This window comes from Yoonia sp. GPGPB17, from assembly GCF_037892195.1.
Lineage (GTDB): Bacteria > Pseudomonadota > Alphaproteobacteria > Rhodobacterales > Rhodobacteraceae > Yoonia.
Map to the genome: position 1 here is coordinate 735544 of NZ_JATACI010000002.1, position 18009 is coordinate 753552.

The 18009-nt window shown below is 56.6% G+C and carries 23 protein-coding genes, 1 tRNA gene and 1 pseudogene; 9 read left to right on the plus strand and 16 right to left on the minus strand.

Annotation, left to right across the window (positions count from 1 at the left end; translation table 11 throughout):
* Positions 1 to 54: 54 nt before the first annotated feature.
* The 7 genes and pseudogenes from QTO30_RS04055 to QTO30_RS04090 all read left to right on the plus strand — a co-directional run bounded on the left by QTO30_RS04055 (position 55) and on the right by QTO30_RS04090 (position 7650).
* On the plus strand, positions 55 to 1263 hold the full coding sequence (locus QTO30_RS04055; protein ID WP_340422660.1) for a cyclopropane-fatty-acyl-phospholipid synthase family protein: 1209 nt from the start codon (positions 55 to 57) through the stop codon (positions 1261 to 1263).
* A 39-nt stretch (positions 1264 to 1302) separates the two neighbouring features.
* Entirely contained in the window at positions 1303 to 1746 is a 444-nt protein-coding gene (locus QTO30_RS04060) for a TrgA family protein (RefSeq protein WP_340422662.1), read from the plus strand.
* 2 nt (positions 1747 to 1748) lie between these two features.
* Positions 1749 to 2864, plus strand: a complete 1116-nt coding sequence (locus tag QTO30_RS04065) for an NUDIX domain-containing protein (protein ID WP_340422663.1) — start codon at positions 1749 to 1751, stop codon at positions 2862 to 2864.
* 69 nt (positions 2865 to 2933) lie between these two features.
* Positions 2934 to 3962 carry a cysteine synthase A gene (locus tag QTO30_RS04070; protein WP_340422665.1) on the plus strand — a complete coding sequence of 343 codons (1029 nt, stop codon included), beginning with the start codon at positions 2934 to 2936 and terminating at the stop codon, positions 3960 to 3962.
* A pseudogene (locus QTO30_RS04075) lies at positions 3959 to 6279 on the plus strand (mechanosensitive ion channel family protein). The gene QTO30_RS04070 and the pseudogene QTO30_RS04075 overlap by 4 nt, the downstream one beginning before the upstream one ends.
* On the plus strand, positions 6276 to 6992 hold the full coding sequence (locus QTO30_RS04085) for an alanyl-tRNA editing protein (protein ID WP_340422670.1): 717 nt from the start codon (positions 6276 to 6278) through the stop codon (positions 6990 to 6992). The pseudogene QTO30_RS04075 and the gene QTO30_RS04085 overlap by 4 nt, the downstream one beginning before the upstream one ends.
* 4 nt (positions 6993 to 6996) lie before the next feature.
* Entirely contained in the window at positions 6997 to 7650 is a 654-nt protein-coding gene (locus QTO30_RS04090; RefSeq protein ID WP_340422672.1) for a M35 family metallo-endopeptidase, read from the plus strand.
* Positions 7651 to 7677: 27 nt separating this feature from the next.
* Here QTO30_RS04090 and QTO30_RS04095 read toward each other — a convergent pair whose 3' ends face one another.
* Complete coding sequence (locus QTO30_RS04095; protein ID WP_340422674.1) at positions 7678 to 8793, minus strand: AI-2E family transporter; 1116 nt, start codon at positions 8791 to 8793, stop codon at positions 7678 to 7680.
* A 129-nt stretch (positions 8794 to 8922) separates the two neighbouring features.
* Here QTO30_RS04095 and QTO30_RS04100 point away from each other — a divergent pair.
* A tRNA-Ser gene (locus QTO30_RS04100) sits at positions 8923 to 9012 on the plus strand.
* 33 nt (positions 9013 to 9045) lie between these two features.
* Here QTO30_RS04100 and QTO30_RS04105 read toward each other — a convergent pair.
* The 4 genes from QTO30_RS04105 to QTO30_RS04120 all read right to left on the minus strand — a co-directional run bounded on the left by QTO30_RS04105 (position 9046) and on the right by QTO30_RS04120 (position 11055).
* On the minus strand, positions 9046 to 9228 hold the full coding sequence (locus QTO30_RS04105) for a hypothetical protein (RefSeq protein WP_340422676.1): 183 nt from the start codon (positions 9226 to 9228) through the stop codon (positions 9046 to 9048).
* A gap of 264 nt (positions 9229 to 9492) precedes the next feature.
* Entirely contained in the window at positions 9493 to 9705 is a 213-nt protein-coding gene (locus QTO30_RS04110; RefSeq protein WP_340422677.1) for a hypothetical protein, read from the minus strand.
* Entirely contained in the window at positions 9698 to 10042 is a 345-nt protein-coding gene (locus QTO30_RS04115; protein WP_340422679.1) for a hypothetical protein, read from the minus strand. The genes QTO30_RS04110 and QTO30_RS04115 overlap by 8 nt, the downstream gene beginning before the upstream one ends.
* A 350-nt stretch (positions 10043 to 10392) precedes the next feature.
* The gene (locus QTO30_RS04120; protein WP_340422680.1) at positions 10393 to 11055 is read right to left on the minus strand and encodes a cell envelope integrity protein TolA; all 663 of its coding nucleotides are present in this window, start codon (positions 11053 to 11055) and stop codon (positions 10393 to 10395) included.
* Here QTO30_RS04120 and QTO30_RS04125 point away from each other — a divergent pair.
* Entirely contained in the window at positions 11045 to 11326 is a 282-nt protein-coding gene (locus QTO30_RS04125; protein WP_340422682.1) for a hypothetical protein, read from the plus strand. The genes QTO30_RS04120 and QTO30_RS04125 overlap by 11 nt on opposite strands.
* Here the strand turns inward: QTO30_RS04125 and QTO30_RS04130 are convergent.
* From QTO30_RS04130 to mobC, 11 genes are read right to left on the minus strand one after another with little or no spacing between them, the layout of a single operon-like run.
* Entirely contained in the window at positions 11323 to 11721 is a 399-nt protein-coding gene (locus QTO30_RS04130; RefSeq protein ID WP_340422684.1) for an ExbD/TolR family protein, read from the minus strand. The genes QTO30_RS04125 and QTO30_RS04130 overlap by 4 nt on opposite strands.
* Entirely contained in the window at positions 11721 to 12092 is a 372-nt protein-coding gene (locus tag QTO30_RS04135; RefSeq protein ID WP_340422685.1) for an ExbD/TolR family protein, read from the minus strand. Before QTO30_RS04135 ends, QTO30_RS04130 begins: the two co-directional genes overlap by 1 nt.
* A complete protein-coding gene (locus QTO30_RS04140) occupies positions 12082 to 12675 on the minus strand; it encodes a MotA/TolQ/ExbB proton channel family protein (protein ID WP_340422687.1) in 594 nt (197 codons plus the stop codon). Before QTO30_RS04140 ends, QTO30_RS04135 begins: the two co-directional genes overlap by 11 nt.
* Complete coding sequence (locus QTO30_RS04145; protein ID WP_340422689.1) at positions 12672 to 13055, minus strand: hypothetical protein; 384 nt, start codon at positions 13053 to 13055, stop codon at positions 12672 to 12674. The genes QTO30_RS04140 and QTO30_RS04145 overlap by 4 nt, the downstream gene beginning before the upstream one ends.
* Positions 13052 to 13447, minus strand: a complete 396-nt coding sequence (locus QTO30_RS04150; RefSeq protein WP_340422690.1) for a VOC family protein — start codon at positions 13445 to 13447, stop codon at positions 13052 to 13054. Before QTO30_RS04150 ends, QTO30_RS04145 begins: the two co-directional genes overlap by 4 nt.
* Positions 13444 to 14259, minus strand: a complete 816-nt coding sequence (locus tag QTO30_RS04155; RefSeq protein WP_340422691.1) for a heme ABC transporter ATP-binding protein — start codon at positions 14257 to 14259, stop codon at positions 13444 to 13446. The genes QTO30_RS04150 and QTO30_RS04155 overlap by 4 nt, the downstream gene beginning before the upstream one ends.
* 2 nt (positions 14260 to 14261) lie before the next feature.
* Positions 14262 to 15341 carry a FecCD family ABC transporter permease gene (locus QTO30_RS04160; RefSeq protein ID WP_445327128.1) on the minus strand — a complete coding sequence of 360 codons (1080 nt, stop codon included), beginning with the start codon at positions 15339 to 15341 and terminating at the stop codon, positions 14262 to 14264.
* Between the two features lie 47 nt (positions 15342 to 15388).
* The gene (locus QTO30_RS04165) at positions 15389 to 16204 is read right to left on the minus strand and encodes a heme/hemin ABC transporter substrate-binding protein (protein WP_340422692.1); all 816 of its coding nucleotides are present in this window, start codon (positions 16202 to 16204) and stop codon (positions 15389 to 15391) included.
* Positions 16204 to 17064, minus strand: coding sequence for a hemin-degrading factor (locus tag QTO30_RS04170; protein ID WP_340422694.1), 861 nt, complete (start codon positions 17062 to 17064; stop codon positions 16204 to 16206). The genes QTO30_RS04165 and QTO30_RS04170 overlap by 1 nt, the downstream gene beginning before the upstream one ends.
* Positions 17021 to 17428, minus strand: coding sequence for a hypothetical protein (locus QTO30_RS04175; protein WP_340422695.1), 408 nt, complete (start codon positions 17426 to 17428; stop codon positions 17021 to 17023). Before QTO30_RS04175 ends, QTO30_RS04170 begins: the two co-directional genes overlap by 44 nt.
* On the minus strand, positions 17425 to 17877 hold the full coding sequence (gene mobC / locus QTO30_RS04180; RefSeq protein ID WP_340422696.1) for a plasmid mobilization relaxosome protein MobC: 453 nt from the start codon (positions 17875 to 17877) through the stop codon (positions 17425 to 17427). Before mobC ends, QTO30_RS04175 begins: the two co-directional genes overlap by 4 nt.
* Between the last annotated feature and the right edge of the window lie 132 nt (positions 17878 to 18009).

Below are 18009 nucleotides of genomic sequence, written 5' to 3' on the forward strand. Positions count from 1 at the left end.
AAAAAGAAGTGGCGACCAACGGCCATGCATGACCAGAAGACGACAGGAAGTAAGATGATCTTAACCAGTACCGACAACCAAACCGGTCTCCCGCGGTACTTTGCCCGCGTGTTTGATCAGATCAAAGATCTGCAGAAGGGACGGGTCGATATCATTTTGCCCGACGGACGGCATTTCCGGGCTGAAGGACCAGAGCCGGGCTATGTGGCCGAGGTGCATGTGCATAATGATGATCTGTTCTCGCGCACAATCCGTGAAGGCGATATGGGATTTTCGGAAGCCTATCTGGACGGCTGGTGGACCACGCCTGATCTGATGGCCGTGATGGATTTCATGCATGATGAGGCCGATCACATCTATGATGGGTTTCCCGCGCAAAAGCTGATCCAGTTCTATGAACGGGTCCGGTTTTGGATGCAGCGCAACTCCAAGACACAAGCGCGTAAGAACATCAGCTATCACTACGATCTGGGAAATGAATTCTACGGCCTGTGGCTTGACGATACGATGACCTATTCATCAGCCATCTTTGAAACTGGCCAGGAAAGTACCGAGGCAGCGCAAACGGCCAAATATGCCAGCATGGTTGATCAGATGGGTGCCAAGGTAAGCGATCATGTGCTGGAAATCGGTTGTGGTTGGGGCGGCTTTGCCGAATACGCGGCCAAAGAGCGCGGGATCAAAGTGACCGGGCTCACAATCAGTCAGGAACAACACGACTTTGCGGTTGCGCGGATGGCCAAAGCGGGTCTTTCCGACATGGTTGAAATCAAGATGCAGGATTACCGCGATGAAAAGGGGCTCTATGATGGTATTGCCAGCATCGAGATGTTCGAAGCGGTGGGCGAGCAGTATTGGCCCACATACTTTGAAACGGTCCGCAAACGTCTCAAACCGGGCAAACACGCAACACTTCAGATTATCACGGTGAAAGAGGAACGGTGGGAGGGCTACCGCAAAGGGGTGGACTTTATCCAGAAGTACATATTCCCCGGCGGCATGCTGCCCAGCCCGAAGGTATTGCGGCAAGAAGTTGAAAAGGCAGGATTAAATGTGAATGGTTCAATCGAGTTCGGCAAAAGCTATGGGCTGACCCTGCGCCGCTGGTATGAAACATTCAACGAAAAATGGGATCAGGTCGAGGCATTGGGCTTTGATCAACGCTTCAAGCGGATGTGGGATTTTTATCTGACCTCTTGTGCCGCGACATTTGATAGCAGAAACTGTGACGTAACGCAGATTACCGTGTCGCGACCGAGTTGAGTTAAGGGTCGCGCGCGTCAATAAAAAGGACGCAGTGACATGCCCACAGCCGGACGTCTTGCAGGTGCAATTATTTTTGGTTTGTTCGGGTGGTATATTGCCGGGCTGACAATTCCATTCTTTCCAGAATCGAACGCCCCGGATTTCTGGCTTCCTGTGGTCAGTGCGATTTCTCTGGTTGTCGGGTGGCGTGTTTGTGGGAGCCGTGCAGGACGGGGTTATAACCCGGCGACTGGTGTCGGGCTGACCTGCGGCTTTGCCATTGCGTTTTGCGCGATTTTTGCGTTATCGCTCAACCAGATGATCAGCAATGCGCTACGCAACCGCTACAATGATGGCACGATGGAAGCGGTAATTGATGTGTTCAACCAAATGATCGAGTTTTCGGTCATGTTTTACGATGTCACGTTGATTGCGACCTTGTTCATCGGTGGTGTGGTTTGCGCCTGGGTGACTGAATACTTTGGTCAGCGCTTTCCCTAAGGATGGATCTTTTTGTTTATGGGACGTTGCGCTCGCCCGCTTTGATGGCCGCCGTTTCAGGTGGTGCACCACAGATCGGCATTCCAGCCCAACTTGACGGATACGGTGTTTTTCCAGTCGAAGGCAATGTGGTGCCGTTCATTGCCAAACAGCCGCATTCCGTTGCCGAAGGTGTCATTTACACGGATGTAACCGCCACACAGATAGATCGCCTGAACCTCTATGAAGGCGCGTTTGGTTATCGCATGGTCTCGGTCACCGTGCGAACGCAGGCTGGTCCCTGTGATGTCTCTTGTTATCTGCCGCCTGATGATATCGCGGCAGGGGATGGAACATGGTCATTGAAGGATTGGGAAAAGCACCATCTTGCACCGGCCATCTTGGCGGCGACTGAGCTCTTTGCCCGCGATCCACTCCCCTCGTCAGTTGCACTGCGCAAGATGTGGCCGATGATCGAAGCGCGGGCATGGGCGAAGCATCGTGCGACGACCGGCCCTGCGACATCGCGGTATGCTCCGGCGGCCAACGACTTTGACATCAAATGCGCGCATGCGCCACGCGGAAACTTCTTTTTGTTTCAGACCGTTGATCTGGTTCACCGCCGATTTGACGGCAGCATGAGCGAAGAGCTGACACGCGAGGCGTTTTACGGCATCGATGCCGCAATAGTTTTGCCCTATGATGCGGGCAGAGATCGTGTGTTGCTGGTCGAACAGGCGCGCGTCGGGCCGAGGCTGCGGCATGATCCGAACCCGTGGATGCTGGAGCCTGTTGCGGGCATTATTGATGCACGCGAAACGCCCGAAGGTGCCGCCCGGCGCGAATGCGAAGAAGAGGCGGGTCTTCACGTGAAAGAACTGGTTCCAGCGGGTTCATTTTATGTGTCTCCGGGGGCGACGACTGATTACTTCTACACCTATGTCGGGCTATGCGATCTGCCACAGCAGCAGGCCTATGGCGGTGGGCTTGAACAAGAGGCAGAGGATCTGCGCCTGCATCCGATGTCTTTTGACGCCGCTTTGGATCTGGCTGACAGCGGCGAAATCTCCACTGGTCCGGCACTTTTCCTGCTGCATTGGTTGTTACGCCATAGGGACCGTCTGCGTATGCGGGCCTGATCCTTTGTTTGCTTGATGTTGGCTGATGGCAGTCCTACACAGAACGCAACCGAGTGAAAGGGCCGTGACATGACCATTAGAACCGATCTTGCAGATGCCGTTGGGAACACGCCCCTGATCAAACTGCGTGCCGCGTCCGAGGCGACGGGATGCACCATTCTGGGCAAGGCCGAGTTCCTGAATCCCGGCCAATCGGTCAAGGATCGCGCAGCGCTCTTCATGATCAAAGACGCGATTGCGCGTGGCACGCTTAGACCGGGTGGCACGATTGTTGAAGGCACAGCGGGCAACACAGGGATTGGCCTGGCGCTTGTTGGGGCGTCTATGGGGTTCAAGACGGTGATTGTGATCCCCGAAACCCAAAGTCAGGAAAAGAAGGACATGATCCGTGTGGCGGGCGCCCAATTGGTTGAGGTTCCAGCGGTGCCTTACGCCAACCCGAACAACTATGTGAAGTATTCCGGGCGTCTGGCTGCGGCCCTCAATGAAATCGAACCGAATGGTGCAATCTGGGCGAACCAGTTTGACAACACTGCGAACCGACAGGCCCATATCGAAACCACGGGCCCCGAGATTTGGGACCAAACAGACGGAAAAGTCGATGGCTTCACCTGCGCTTGCGGATCTGGGGGTACGCTGGCGGGTGTTGGTCAGGTGCTGCAGCCAAAGGGCGTCAAAGTCGGTATCTCCGATCCTGATGGGTCAGGTCTGTACAAGCTTTACACTGATCAGGTGCCACCAGCTAGCAACTCCATCACCGAAGGGATCGGGCAGGGCCGGATTACGGCCAATCTCGAAGGCTTTACCCCTGATTTTGCGTATAAGATCCCGGATGCAGAGGCGTTACCCATCGTTTTTGATCTTCTGCAGCATGAGGGTCTCTGCATGGGGGGCTCGACAGGCATCAACATCGCGGGTGCAATACGTCTGGCCCGTGATATGGGCCCCGGACATACCATTGTGACGATCCTGTGTGACTATGGCACCCGGTACCAATCGAAGATTTTTAATCCAACCTTCCTGCGCGACAAAGGCTTGCCCGTGCCCGTGTGGATGGAAGCCGAGGTCGACGTACCAGAGGTGTTCGAAGACGTATGATCCGCTCTTACATAGCATTTTTTCTGCTGTGTCTGTGCTTGGTCACCCATCCTGTAGCGGCGGCCGCACAAGAACAGGATATCGCGGAAACTGTCTTCGACGATACTGAAGTCTTTGAGCGCTTGGCCCAAAGGGCCGAGGCTTTGGCCGCAAACCAAGAAGCTTCATCGTTTTCAATCAGTCGGTTACGTGCCGAACTTGTGGTTTGGCGCGATGAGTTTCTAGTGCGTTCGAATGTGAATGCAGGGCGCCTGGCTACAGTTGATGCACAGCTTTCGGCATTGGGCCCGGTCCCCGAAAGTGGCGAAGAGGCGTTAAGTGTCGCGGCCCGTCGGGATGCGCTGGTGGCACAACGCACCGCGCTGATGGCACCCCGGCTACTGGCGCAGGAGGCGCATGCCCGGGCGAACGGGCTGATCAGTGAATTTGATGCGCAATCGCTGCAACAGCAAACCAGTCAACTGACGAACCGTGGCCCCTCGCCGTTGAACCCATCGCACATCACGGGCGCAATGGCAGCAGTCTGGGGGCTAATCGAGGTGATCGGCGTCGAAATCCGTGTGGGCTTTGCGACCAAATGGCAATCTGGCCAGTTGGGTCAGGCCTTGCCGCGATCAGTGCTATTGTTCGTGGTCGGTATTGCGTTGTTAGGGGCGGGAAGGCGCTTGGTGACGCGTTGGCGCACCAATTTTGACAAAGACGTGGGGGGGCCGTGGCACCCGTTCTTTAGATTTTTCTTTTCCGCTGCGCAGTTGATAGTGCCACTACTTGGTATTTTTATTTTATCAGAGGCGCTGCATTCACTGGATATTGTTGGCCTGCGCGGCGGTGATGTTGTTGAGGCGATCCCGGTCGCTGGATCATTTGTTATTCTGGGTTGGTGGTTATCGCGTCTGATCTTTCCTGCAGGTGAGGACGTCGGCTATCTGGGGTATAGTGCGAAGACACGTGCCAAGGGCCGCAGGTTGGGCAGCGCGATCGCCTGGGTGATGGCGATCGGAACACTTGTCGGATCAGGACTGCGCACAATGGAGATGACGCGCGGTGCAGAGGCGGCATTTACCTGGCCATTTCTGGTAACCCTTGGTTTCTTGTTTTGGCGTCTTGGTCGGGCGATTTCCACAAAACCGGTTGAACGTGCCGGAGCGGTGTTGTCAGCAGGGCGGATGCGCGGCTATCTTGGACGGGCCGTGACCATCGTCGCGATATTGGGGCCGTTGTTGGCCGCGTTTGGCTATTCAGAGGCTGGGACGGCGCTGTTGGGTCCGGCAATCGTGTCTGTGGCGCTAATCGGTGTATTGTTTCTGCTACAACGCATCGTGCATGAGGTCACACGCACTCCGGAGAACGAAGAAGACTTCCGTGGTGTTTATGCGTTAATCCCGGTCTTCATCAGCTTTGTGCTTTTCTTGATGAGCTTGCCGATCTTTGCGCTGATCTGGGGGGCGCGCGTTGCGGATCTGACCGAACTCTGGACCCGCTTTCGCGAGGGGTTTGCCTTGGGTGATACGCGAATATCGCCGACAGATTTTCTGATGTTCGCGGCCGTATTTGCGGTTGGCTACGTGCTGACCCGGTTCATCCAAAGCACGCTGCGTAAGTCAGTTCTGCCGCGCACCCGGCTTGATCTGGGCGGGCAGAACGCCATCGTTGCGGGGTTTGGGTATGTTGGTATCATTCTTGCGGCGATCATCGCGATCACCAGCGCCGGAATTGACCTGTCCAATCTGGCGATTGTCGCCGGTGCGCTATCGGTGGGTATTGGTTTTGGCCTGCAAAACATCGTCTCGAACTTTGTCTCAGGCATTATCCTGCTGATCGAACGACCCGTCAGCGAAGGCGACTGGATCGAAGTTGGCGGCCAGATGGGTTATGTGCGCGCAATCTCTGTTCGCTCGACGCGGATAGAAACCTTTGACCGGACCGATGTGATCATTCCGAACGCTGATCTGGTAAGCGGGCAGGTGACGAACTGGACCCGTGGCAACTTGGTGGGCCGCGTGATTGTGCCCGTGGGTGTCGCCTATGGCAGTGACGTTGATAAGGTGACAGAGATATTGCAGGGGATCGCCGAAGCGCATCCGCTGGTCGTTATGGCACCGCCACCAGCCGTTCTGTTTCAGGGTTTTGGCGCGGATTCCTGGATTTTGAGATCAGGGCGATCCTGCGTGATGTTAACTATGTGCTGGTGACAAAATCCGAGATGAACCACGCCATCGCCAAAGAATTTGCTGCAGCGGGCATTGAGATCCCGTTCGCCCAGCGTGACATCTGGCTGCGCAATCCCGAAGTGCTGAAGGACCCGACACCATCATGACCGAACTGCTTTTCCGTAAAGACGCTTATGCCCGCGAAGCAAAAGGTAAGGTGACCGAGATCACGTCGGAAGGCGGGATCGTTTTGGATGGGACGATCTTTTATCCAACCTCCGGTGGCCAGCCAGGTGACAGCGGAATACTGCGCTGGAAAGGGGGCGAGATCGAAATCGCGACCACCGTAAAGGTGGCTGGCGATACAGTTGTGTTGGTCCCGGCTGAACCTGCGGGGATGCCGACCCTGGGGCAAGAGGTAACACAGGTGCTGAACTGGGATCGCCGCTATCGCCATATGCGCGTCCACACGGCCTTGCATCTGTTGTCTGTGGTGATCCCTTTGCCCGTGTCAGGTGGGGCTATCGGGGCCGAGAAAGGGCGCCTTGATTTCGATATGCCGGACGCAGCCGGGGATAAGGCGGCGCTGGAAGGTGATCTGAACCGTTTGATTGCCTGCAACATGAATGTAACCGAAGAGTGGATTACGGATGCTGAACTTGATGCCCAGCCTGAGCTGGTTAAGACGATGTCCGTGCAACCGCCACGCGGGAGTGGTAAAATTCGCCTCATACGTATCGGCGTCGGCAATGAAACAGCTGATTTGCAACCTTGCGGAGGCACGCATGTGTCAAACACCGAAGAGATCGGGCAGGTGCGTATCGGAAAGATCGAAAAGAAGGGCCGCCAGAACCGGCGTGTCTATCTGCATTTGGAGTAAGACTATGTGGCGGTTTACGTTTCTTCTGGCCGGGCTGATCGGCACGGCTTTCCCTGCAACCGCTGACGAACGGTTTGAAGGCTGCAATGCAGAGCAAACAAAGATTATTGATGAGGCGCTAGGCACCGCCAAGGATCTTACGCTGAAGGCTGCGGTCGCGGTGGGCGATACACCAAGCTATCAGCGCTGGTTTGGTGAGTATTCCGAAGCGAATGCAGAACAGGTTCGCGCCAACCTCAAATCCGTCGTAACCGCATTGCGCGGTGGCGGGGTAACAGCACAATGTGATCTGGCCGCAGATGATGGATGTGGCGGCGGCACCTACGCATGGGTCTACGCCCATGAGCCCTACCTGATGCATCTATGCCCACCGTTTTTTACGCTCCCACCTTTGACGGCACTTCGCCCGGGTGAGCGGCGCTCAGACAATGGCACGTTAGAAGGCACGCTCGTGCACGAGATTTCCCACTTTCGGCCCGTCGCGCAGACCGAGGACCACTGCTATTCAAGGACAGATTGTTCACGGATGGCGCAAGGGGATGCGCGACGCGCGATCGAGAATGCGGACAGCTATCAATATTTCACGGAAGACGTGACCTATTTCGCGCGTCAACCTTTGGCCAACAAGCCACCACCGGCACCCCGCGCGAACCGCTAGTCGCGGCGCAGGTCTTGGCCGAACAGATCACGCTCGATCGGCTGATCGAGCATCTTTTCGGATTCTGGGAAGCCCTTCACGTGACAACAACACCGCCACATTGCGCAGGTTGGGCACGTGACTGCAGACCACAAGCAGCATCACCATGATTGGCACCGACAGGAACATACCCGGGATACCCCAGACAGCACCCCAGAAGGCCAGCGACAGGATAATCCCGAAGGACGACAGCCGCAACGCGCGGCCCATCAACATCGGATCAATGATGCTGCCATTCACAAACTGAATGACGCCCGCAATGGCAAAGATGGCCAGCGTCATGGTTGGGTCACCAATTTCAACATGGGCCACAAGCGCGATCAAAGCGGTCGCCACGATGGACCCGATGTTGGGAATGAAGTTCAAAACGAAGGTAATGATGCCGAGCGATGTGGCGAGCTCCAATCCAAACGCCTGCGCCAGCACAAAGATCATTGCACCGGTGATGGCGCTGATGACCGTCTTCACAAGCAGGTAGTAGTTCACACGGTGGATGATGGATTGGATAATTTTTCCTACCCGTTCCGCCTGCGCCTCATCGCCGACAAGGCTGAGGAGTTTGGTTTCAAACCAGATCCGTTCCGCAAAGAGAAAGCCCACAAAAAGAATAACCAGCACCGTCCCTTGTGTCATGCCGCTTGCCTGGCTGGCGGCCCCGCTGAGGTAGCTGGATACGTTCACGGACTGCAGCGCATTAAAGACCGCCATCTGGCTATCATCACCAAGGAAGGAAAAGAGCGATGCAACCGCTGAGGGCGCGCGTTCGGCATAGGACAACGTGGTGACCAGCACAGTATTGACCTGTGCCAAAAGGATCGAACTCAGCGTCAACAGCGCCGCCGCAATCAATACCATCGCCGCAATACTGGCGAGTGTGTTGGGGATGCGAAACGGCCCAATGCGCTGTCGTGCGATAAAGTTGATCACATCACTGGTGAGGCTGAACAGAATGATCGCCGTTGCCAGTGAAATCAGAACGAACCGCGCTTGCACGAGCAAGAATAGTACAACCGCAAAGGCGATAATTATCAATGCACCCGTTTGCAGGCGCGTTGTCTCGCTTGGCCTTTCAGCTTTGCCGGTTTTCGGCGGATCGTGAAGCATTTGCTGATTGGCCTCTCATCATCGAAGCCTCATTTGTAAAGCGCAGTTGGGGGAGAGGTAAAGAGCCCTCACAAACATATGTATAGGGTCTTGCAAAAGGGTAGGTGATGAGGCTAAACCGCGCCCCACGGACAGGTGGCCGAGTGGTCGAAGGCGCACGCCTGGAAAGTGTGTAGGCGGGAGACCGTCTCCAGGGTTCGAATCCCTGTCTGTCCGCCACCTCATTAGAACCCCATTGATTTTATTGTGTTTTTAGCCGTTTTTGGCAACTGGTTCCGACGAGTTGTCAATTTGTGTTCCACTTATGATCTTTTTGGCATCGGCTGTCTTGCTGTAGTCGCGGGTCTGTGCGGTGGTGTCGTGGCCCAGAATTGCCATGCGCTGCTCCAAGTTCGCGCCTCGTTCGGCCATATAGGTGGAGAGGTATTTACGCACACCGTGGGCCGTTTTGTTGACCCCAAGAGTTTCCTTGCATCAAGGTCAAGCGGGTTCTGATAGTTCAGTGGCACAGGTCGGCTGCGCAGGATCGCAGCTACAAAAATCTGCGTGGCATTGGCGATGGCAAGGCCGCGCCCCTCACCCCAGGTGCCCGTCGCTATTGCCAGACCGGTGCGCCATCCCATTGTTTCAGGCGCAACAACGCTTTGTTGACCGGATCGAGCTGATCAGCTCGTGGCATTACATCGGCATGGTGCAATGTCATGCTTGCTTCTTTGTCTTCTCGGGTGCCTTTGGGAAAACCGAAACCTCTTCGGGAAGGTCCTCTGGTGCCACTTCCGGATCAGGGCCCGCGCGACGTGTGTGAAAGTGCAGGTCTGCCTCAATCGCTTCGCGCAAACGTGGGTTCAGCCCCGCACCCGTCTTCTGCGCGAGTTGGTCCATCGCTAGCAAGTCTTTGAATATGTTAGACATAGGCTGACACATCCTGCATTTTCTCGAACTCGGGAAGAAGCGCTGCAAGGCGTGCGAACGCACCTACGGTTTGCGTGATGTCGTTGCCTTCGCAAAGCATCATCAGTTCGGTCTGGGTCCGACCCAACTGACCAAGACGCACACCTCGTAACGCGGCCATCAGACGCCGCTCATGCTCGGTCACGATCGCGGCGCAGCCCTCGCAGGTTGGCGCGCTAAAGCAGAAGACAGATTTGCGCGCAAAGCGCATGCAGCGCAACGCATCGAGAAGTCGCAACGCGATGACGGGGCCATCCTTTTCACCAAACATCGCTTCGGCCAGGTCGAGCCCGTGCATCCATGCCTGTGATTCAGGTACTGCAAAGGACTGAAAGTAGAACCGCGCCAACGTGAGGATGTTGTCTTCTACATAGTCGAAGCTTAAGCATCTGACCTCAGAACCTCTTTTGGAAGCGGTTGGCGGCCACAGTGATTGGTCGCTTTGGAATGCGGCATGTCGAGACCTCTTTTGCATCAGGATGGCGTCCTATCTGGCAAATCTGAAAACAGAGCTCGACAAGGGATTGGCTATTGATAGCCGTACCTGACAGTTTTTATCGGGAAAAATCAACCCCAATATTTCCGACCGAACCCTTGCACGACACACTTTTAACGATTGTTCCAAATGTGGAAGGGCAATGCCTATAATCAGTCCGAAACTAGTCTAACGGCGAAACGGAAAGTGATGCCTTGACCACCGGGCGTTGGATCAAATGGCGCTGCGCGCCGGATCGCGTCCAGCGCGATTGTATCGGCTGCCTGATTGCCGGAACTTTGCACGACTGTCGCCGCTGCCAAATGGCCACTTCCCGCAATCTGCATGCCGACCACCACGTCACCGGAGGAGCCACGTGAGCGCATGCGGTCAGCAACGCGTATCACGCGGGACGCAACGCGCGATTTATAATCATTGACCTCGCCCTGGCCGACCTGCTGCGCAGAAGTTTGCTGAGCCCCCGAAGACTGCGCGACAGTGCCACCTTCTGATCCGGCCTGTTGTCCGCGTGCAGCATTAACTTCGGCATTTCCACGACGCGCTGGCGCTGCGTCATCGTGCGTTGGCGCAGGCTGTGTTTCCGACTGTTGGTCGGGGCGTGCGGTTGGGCGCATACTGACGGTAAGCGCCAAAGTCTCGCGTCCTTCAGAGGGAGTAACGACCATGGTTGCCGGACGTGAAGTAACGACAGCCAGTTCGGAAACGGCGGTCTCTTTTTCGCTAAGCGCGGCCTGAGCTGTTGATGTCGGTTGCTGTGTTTGCGTCGGGATGGGGGCTTGCGTATCTGTCGATACCGGTGGCGCTGTGGTTGTCACCGTTGGTCTGATAGGCGCTTTGGCTGCCTGCGGCGGAGAAACCGGCGTGGTTGGCATGTCCGCCGATGTCGGGCTTAGTTCTCCATCAGGTGATGCGCTTTCCAGTGTGCTTAGCCACGAGGTCGGCGAAGCTGGTCCCCAAAGCCACTTCACCCGCCATTTCGCCGCCTTCCATGAGCACTTCCGTCTCTGGCCAAACACCCGCGACCGCCAGATGAATGCCGCAAGAGGACAAGACTGCGCAAAGAAGGACCCGCTTGTGCATCGCTAAAGCGCCTGTTCGGTCACGATGAAGACCGCCTCGGCACCGCCGCGGCGCAAGGACTGCGCTAACGCTATGACGGCATCGGCCGGTGCGCGCCGATCTGGCAAAATACGGGCCTTGAGTGCGCCAGATGCCTCACTGGCCAAGATTGTGAGTGCGGCGTCAGGTGAGGATGCAACGCCACGAAAGGTAATCTGTCCAAACGCATCGATGACAAGCGCGTCCGGCGGCGGCACAAATGCATCATCCTCGGTATTCACCAGCTCAATTCCAGGATCCAGCGGTGCCGCCATCTGGGCGGTGACCAGAAAGAAGATCAACATCAGAAAGACGATGTTGATTAGCGGCAGCGTCGGTTCTCCTTTCTCCCGAACTGTTTGTGTCTGCAGAAAACCAGCCATCACTCCAGCACCACGATTTGTGCATCGGGGATCGCGCGTAGCGCGTGCAACGTTTCCGCAAGTATTTGCGCCGTTGCGTCTCCGGTCGTTGTTACAAGAACTTGTGGTGCGGTTTCTGCTAGCATCAAAACGGCCTCGGCCAGCTCGGATGCCGCTGTTTGTGTCCCATTTATGCTCGGCCCGCTTGCGGTTATTCGCACAAGCACCGGTGCGGTTACATTGGTCCTGGCGACCTCACCAGCTCCACCAAGCGTGATCGGAATTTCTCCGAAACGAGAAAAGGTTGAGGTCAGCATGAAAAATAGGAGCAGTAAGAAGATGACGTCAATCAGAGACGTCATCGGCAACCGCGTGCGTTTTCTAACCAGCATGTTGCAACGCATTGCCGGTGGCTGCCCTCGCAGGCGTCTTGCTGCCCAGCCGCTCTTCAAGTGCCACATTTGCCGCGAGGCGATGCGCAAGCAAACGCCCGTCAAACCAGGCTAGCAAAACAGAGGCTGGCATCGCCACGCATAGCCCGACGGCGGTCGTCATCAAAGCCACCCAGATACCACCCGCCAGCAAAGAAGGATCAGCGGTGCTGCCCGCTTCCTGCAGGTTCTGAAATGCTTCAATCATGCCGAGCACAGTGCCAAACAGCCCCAGAAGTGGTGCAAGCTGGGCGGTCAGATCCAGCACACGTAGGCCGCGCGACATCTCACCAAATGCGGCATCCAATTGTGCAGTGGCTTCGGCACGGGCGACGTCGACGTGACCGCCGGGGGTGCGCATATCCATCAGGATCGTTTTGACGAAACCATGGTCTGCGCCACGTCCGACCCCTTCCATCATAAAGATGATGGCCTTCCAAATGGCGACGGTCAGCGCAATCACCGACAGTGCCAGAAGAAGGGCAACAACCGGTCCGCCAAGCTCAAGCAATCCCAAAATGCGGTCTCTGGCGGGAGTGATCATCCCAGCACCTCCACAGCTTCGACACGGGAGGCGACAGAGAGCGGCGCGTCGCACCCCATGCCTGCGCAGCTTTCAATGCCATTGAACAGAATGCGTCCAACCTCAGCGCAGGGTTGGTCCGCAATGTCGAACTGCCGCACCCGCAGGTTGCCCGCGGGCAAATCAACGAAATCAAAGAGTGTGAGAAGCAAGACGGCTCCGCTCGTATCAAACAAGGCGGTTTCCAGAACCAACCCTTCGACACCTGCATCTGACTCTGCCGTAAAGACAAGGCGGCACGCACCTTCTTGCACTGAAACGCCATTGAGTTCGATTTTCATACCGTCGGCAGTCGCTGCCACTGGCAACATGAAAATTGCCGCTGCGAGGTTTCTTATCATGTCGGGTCTCCGGGATGGCGAGGTTCGTAGGCGTCTGGCGGATCGCCTTCTTGATCGGAGCGACCGAACTTCAAAAGGCAACCGTGCGGATCAGAAATATAAAACTCATACATTCCCCAGGGGCGATGATAGATGTGTGTCAGACCCGCCACGCCCGCTACAGTCCACTCGGCGTGGAGCCCATCGATACCTCCACCGCGAATGTAGCAGCTGCTCTCGGTTGGGCGTCCGTCCGTGAAGTCTGGCGGACAGTAGTGCAACTCAATGCCCGGTCTGCGCACGATGAGGTACTCGCCGATGCGCTCGGGCACAAATCCCAAGGCGCTATAGAAATCTGAGGTTTTGGACAGATCCGGGGAGCGTAGGATGGGAATGGTCATGAGGTCAGTCATGCAATGGCTCCATGTCCTGATAAGCGTGCGGCGTGCGGCAAGATCCACGGTGTCCCGTCATTTGGCGCTGAATTGATCGCCAGAGTGCAGCCATAAGCCTCGCTCAGTCTTGCATTGGTCAGCACGTCGGCTGGCGCGCCTGTTGCGACACAACGACCTTCGTTAAGGAGCGTAACTTTCTGCGCATACATCGCGGTGAGATTGAGATCGTGCATGACGGCAACAACACCGCCGCCTGCGCGCGCATAGTCCGCTGCGATCTGCATCACCAACAACTGATGACCAATGTCGAGGGACGATACCGGCTCATCAAGGAACAGCCACCTTGGCTTACCGTTGAGCACAGGGAGCCAGATTTGCACAAGGACACGTGCAAGCTGCACCCGTTGCTTCTCACCGCCCGAAAGCTCGGAGTAGAAGCGCCCTTCGAAGCCTTCGAGGCCAACCCGCACAAGAGCCTGGAATGGAAGGTCCGCAGCATCCGTCGGGTCACCTGTTGCCACACCTGCGGTCAACCCGAGGCGCACAACTTCGAGAACCGTGAAGGGAAACGCAAGTTGCGTGGATTGCGCCAGCACAGCGCGTTCTTTGGCCAGAATCTCAGGGCGGATACTGTGGGTATTTTGCCCGTTGATCTGGACGGTCCCACTATAGCTGATTTCGCCAGTCATCGCACGCAGGAGAGTAGTCTTGCCAGAACCATTGGGGCCGATGATGGCCGCGAAGGTGCCCGCGGATGCGCTAAAATCAACCCCATGCAGGATTTGCGTGGCCCCGAAGTGCACGACGATGTCATTTGCGATCAACGCCATGTTCAGAGATCCACCAAGGCGCGGTTGCGCATCAGTATCCAAAGAAAGAACGGGCCACCGATGATTGCCGTAATGATGCCGATGGGCATCTCCGCTGGCGCAATGACAGTGCGTGCGATCGCATCTGCAAGCAAAAGCATGACACCACCCAGCAAAGCTGAGTTGATGAGGAGGCCCCTATGGTCTGGCCCTTGTACAAGGCGGAGCAGATGGGGGACGACGATCCCGACAAAGCCAATACCGCCGGTTACAGCGACAGAGGCACCAACACTGCATGCAACCGTGAGAATGGCGATCCGTTTCATGGCCTGGACACGGATACCCAGATGCCCGGCAGCGGCTTCACCCAAAGCCAAAGCATTGAGGCTGCGTGCCAGAAACGGTGCAGCCAGCAGGCAGACAATGATAAGCGGCGCTGCAGACCAGAACTTCTGCCAATTGGCCCCTGCAACAGATCCCAGTCCCCAGAACGTCAGATCACGGAGTTCATCATCTGTTGCGTAATAGACGAGAACGCCCGTCAACGCGCTCGCGAGTGCTGCAAGAGCAAGGCCCGCAAGGAGCATCGTAGCTACAGATGTGCGTCCATTGCGTGTTGCCACGCTGTAGAGCAGAATCGTTGTGATCCAGCCACCCAAGAAGGCCGCGAAGGGAACCATGAAAGATCCCAGAGAAGCTTGCAGCCAAAAGGGTGCCGAACCGCCTAGGACGATCGCGATCACCGCACCAAAGCTTGCGCCAGCACTGACACCGACCAGGCCTGGGTCCGCAAGCGGGTTTCGGAACAAGCCCTGCAAGACCGCACCAGACACGGCCAGCGCTGCACCAACCAATGCCCCAATAAGTGTGCGTGGCAGTCGAATGTCCCATACAATGGTTCTATCGCGCAGCGATACATCATCGGCCCCAATCAGAGCACCCACTACATCCGTGTCAGAGGCCGCGCCCCAACCGAGGCTCAAGAGCATTGTCAGCAGCAATGCGCCTGCAAGCAGCGCTGTCAGCAATCGCGCCAGCACGCGACGGTCACCCTGTGGGCGCGTCGCGTGCCTTTGCCCTGCGAGGGAACTGCTGAAAGTCACGCGTTACTCTCCCACTGACAGTGTTTCGAGCTGCGCAAGCAAATCGCCTAAGCAAGCTCTGGCGTGCGCGGCCCAAAACCAAGGGCGCCGGGGATCGTCAGGAATGCCGCATTCTCACCCGCAGGCGTGAGTGCTACCGACGGCAGTGCGAGCACCTCGTCGGCACGACCGCTGTGATCACCGCGCCCGTCCATCATGACGATCACATCTGGCGCGGCGAGGATGACAGCCTCATCATTGACAAGCTTGTAGCCCTCAAAGCTCTCGGCCATGACGTTGGTACCGCCCACAAGTTCGATCAAGCCATGGGCGCCAGTCCCACTGCCAGAGGCGTTCAAACGCCCGCCATCGACGGAAAGAGCGAAAAGGACACGGAGCGGTGTGTCTGATGCCGCACGTTGCGCGTCAAGCGCGGCAAAGTCTGTCCGCAACTGCGCGATCAGGGTATCGGCCTTGTCCTCAACACCAAGTGCCTCGCCGACAGTGCCAATGGATGCAAGGACGGCGTCTGGGGTGAAGCCATCTTCGACAAAAACGATAGGCACTGCAGCGCCCCGCAACTGATCCAGCGCTTCAACGGGGCCTGATGTGGATCGCGCGATGATGAGATCTGGCCCGACGGATAGAACACCTTCGGCTGACAGACGCCGCATGTAACCAACGTCCGGCAGATCATTGACGGCCTCCGGAAACACCGAGGTCGTGTCGCGCGCAACGATGCGATCTTCTTCACCAAGAGCGTAGATGATCTCCGTGATCGGGCCACCAACAGAGACAATTGCATCGGCTGTTGGGTAACGTTCGGCTTGCAAGAATGAGGGAAGCGCCAGGCAAACCGCGCCGAAAAATGTCTTACGAAGCATCACGCCGTCTCCAGTGTCTTTGTGGGTAGCGCATCGACAATCTCTTCCCAGCCCGAGAGATCGTTATTCTCGCCGGACCGCTGTCCGAACACCTGTGCAATCAGCATGCCAGCAGCGTCAAACATCTCGATCGAGATGGCGGCACCGCGCTTTGTCGGTTTTGTAACAGCATAGACTTCGGCGACATGATCACCTCTGAGGTGCAGATCAAACCGGTCATCAAGCACGTTGAGCCATGGACCCATTGGCTTGATATTCTCCAATGTTCCCCAATGGATCTGGATCATGCCGCGATTGCCGACGAACAGGATGACCTCCTGACCGGCCTTTGCGACCGCCTCCAAAAGCTGGGAGGGTGTGTCGTTGGTCAGCGGCCTGACCCAGCTTTCACCTGCAACCATGCGATAGGCTCCCAGCCTGTTCGTCCCGAGTTTGGATGTCATACGCATGAACTGGTGCGTGTCTGTCATTTTGGCCCACTCAGACAAGAGCGCGTCCCGCTTCGCGGCATTCTCTTTCGGCGCTTCCGGCGGTGTGCGCTCCGCAACATCAAGTTTTTCACTGCCGTCAATCGCCAGACTGTCCACAACAGACGACCACGCATCGTGATTGGAATCCTCACGCAGAAAGACCTTGTGTACAGCATCACCAGCTGCATCAAAGACCTGCAAGGTGCGGCGCAGACCACGCTCCGTCTCTTGCTCAATCGCAAAGGCATGTGCCCAGTACTTGGAAAAGATGCGCAGGTCGATCTCTTTGCCTAGGACCATCGATGCATGTGCACCGCTGTGGTATTCACCATAGGTGCCGACACGCTCATGCACAGCGCTTTCGTTTCGGGTCACCACGGGCAAGGACATAACCTTTCTCTTCAAGAGCATGGCCAAAGGCTTCCTTCGTGTCAGAGACCGCCCACGCTTCATGGAAGACAATCGCCCGTGCCTGGTCCTGCAGCCCGAGCGTCCGTTCCGCCCGTTCAATCGCCGTTTCGAATTGATGGATGGAGACCTTCTCAGTCTCAGGAGGATTGATGCTAAGCGAGAATAGGAACTGCTGGCATTTCGTGCCTTTTAAAATCGCATCGGCTTCCTGAAAAGCACCGTGCAGGTTGTCAGCCGTGAACCCCCGCAGATCATGGAGTTCGACATGATCGTTATCGCGATCATTCATCAAGTGAGCTGCGAGCTTCAAACCGTTCCCGCGCTGATTGCCGACGATGATCATGAGCGGTCCTCGCTTTCGTAGCCAAGTGCGTTCATTAGTTCGTTGCGGATGGCCAGCACAGCCGCGCAGGTTGCCATGAGTTCCTCTTCGACTTCCGGCGATAGAGGCAGCGCACCCATGTTCGCGGCCTTGGCAAGCTGATTGAGATTATTCGCCAGACGGAGGTTGCCGAGCAGTCCAAGCGCCCGCGCCAGCGCGGCGTGGTCTTTGACGGGAGCAGTTCCGCGTGTCCGTCGAGGAGACAGATCACTGTCAAACGCCTTGGCTTTGATATAGGAGCCAAGCGGTGTTCCAGCCGCAGCATGGTCCAGCTTTTCCCGCTCTTCCTCAGTCAGACGCAGAGAGAATGGCGGCGGTGTTTTCTTGCGAGCGGATTGTGATCTTTTCTTCCGAGCCGCGGGGCGGGGTTTACGTGTTGAAGCGGGAAAGGATTGTCGCAGATGGCTCATGGTCCCATCCCCGGCAAATCGGCTTCATGTGGCTTCAACTGGGCTTCCCAGTCCTCTAAAACCTCAAAGAGAGAGTTCGAACTTTCTCCCGTCAGGTCCGCCACTTCCTTGCAGTTTGATCCGTATGTTTGA

What these genes read in the sequence shown, in the direction of transcription:
- mobC (WP_340422696.1), bottom strand. Translation starts at nt 17,877, where the DNA reads ATGAGCCATCTGCGACAATCCTTTCCCGCTTCAACACGTAAACCCCGC.
- QTO30_RS04065 (WP_340422663.1), top strand. Translation starts at nt 1,749, where the DNA reads ATGGATCTTTTTGTTTATGGGACGTTGCGCTCGCCCGCTTTGATGGCC.
- QTO30_RS04135 (WP_340422685.1), bottom strand. Translation starts at nt 12,092, where the DNA reads ATGCTGGTTAGAAAACGCACGCGGTTGCCGATGACGTCTCTGATTGAC.
- QTO30_RS04095 (WP_340422674.1), bottom strand. Translation starts at nt 8,793, where the DNA reads ATGCTTCACGATCCGCCGAAAACCGGCAAAGCTGAAAGGCCAAGCGAG.
- QTO30_RS04175 (WP_340422695.1), bottom strand. Translation starts at nt 17,428, where the DNA reads ATGATCATCGTCGGCAATCAGCGCGGGAACGGTTTGAAGCTCGCAGCT.
- QTO30_RS04145 (WP_340422689.1), bottom strand. Translation starts at nt 13,055, where the DNA reads ATGATAAGAAACCTCGCAGCGGCAATTTTCATGTTGCCAGTGGCAGCG.
- QTO30_RS04115 (WP_340422679.1), bottom strand. Translation starts at nt 10,042, where the DNA reads ATGCACGGGCTCGACCTGGCCGAAGCGATGTTTGGTGAAAAGGATGGC.
- QTO30_RS04150 (WP_340422690.1), bottom strand. Translation starts at nt 13,447, where the DNA reads ATGACTGACCTCATGACCATTCCCATCCTACGCTCCCCGGATCTGTCC.
- QTO30_RS04055 (WP_340422660.1), top strand. Translation starts at nt 55, where the DNA reads ATGATCTTAACCAGTACCGACAACCAAACCGGTCTCCCGCGGTACTTT.
- QTO30_RS04090 (WP_340422672.1), top strand. Translation starts at nt 6,997, where the DNA reads ATGTGGCGGTTTACGTTTCTTCTGGCCGGGCTGATCGGCACGGCTTTC.
- QTO30_RS04060 (WP_340422662.1), top strand. Translation starts at nt 1,303, where the DNA reads ATGCCCACAGCCGGACGTCTTGCAGGTGCAATTATTTTTGGTTTGTTC.
- QTO30_RS04170 (WP_340422694.1), bottom strand. Translation starts at nt 17,064, where the DNA reads ATGTCCTTGCCCGTGGTGACCCGAAACGAAAGCGCTGTGCATGAGCGT.
- QTO30_RS04085 (WP_340422670.1), top strand. Translation starts at nt 6,276, where the DNA reads ATGACCGAACTGCTTTTCCGTAAAGACGCTTATGCCCGCGAAGCAAAA.
- QTO30_RS04140 (WP_340422687.1), bottom strand. Translation starts at nt 12,675, where the DNA reads ATGATCACTCCCGCCAGAGACCGCATTTTGGGATTGCTTGAGCTTGGC.
- QTO30_RS04130 (WP_340422684.1), bottom strand. Translation starts at nt 11,721, where the DNA reads ATGGCTGGTTTTCTGCAGACACAAACAGTTCGGGAGAAAGGAGAACCG.
- QTO30_RS04165 (WP_340422692.1), bottom strand. Translation starts at nt 16,204, where the DNA reads ATGCTTCGTAAGACATTTTTCGGCGCGGTTTGCCTGGCGCTTCCCTCA.
- QTO30_RS04110 (WP_340422677.1), bottom strand. Translation starts at nt 9,705, where the DNA reads ATGTCTAACATATTCAAAGACTTGCTAGCGATGGACCAACTCGCGCAG.
- QTO30_RS04070 (WP_340422665.1), top strand. Translation starts at nt 2,934, where the DNA reads ATGACCATTAGAACCGATCTTGCAGATGCCGTTGGGAACACGCCCCTG.
- QTO30_RS04155 (WP_340422691.1), bottom strand. Translation starts at nt 14,259, where the DNA reads ATGGCGTTGATCGCAAATGACATCGTCGTGCACTTCGGGGCCACGCAA.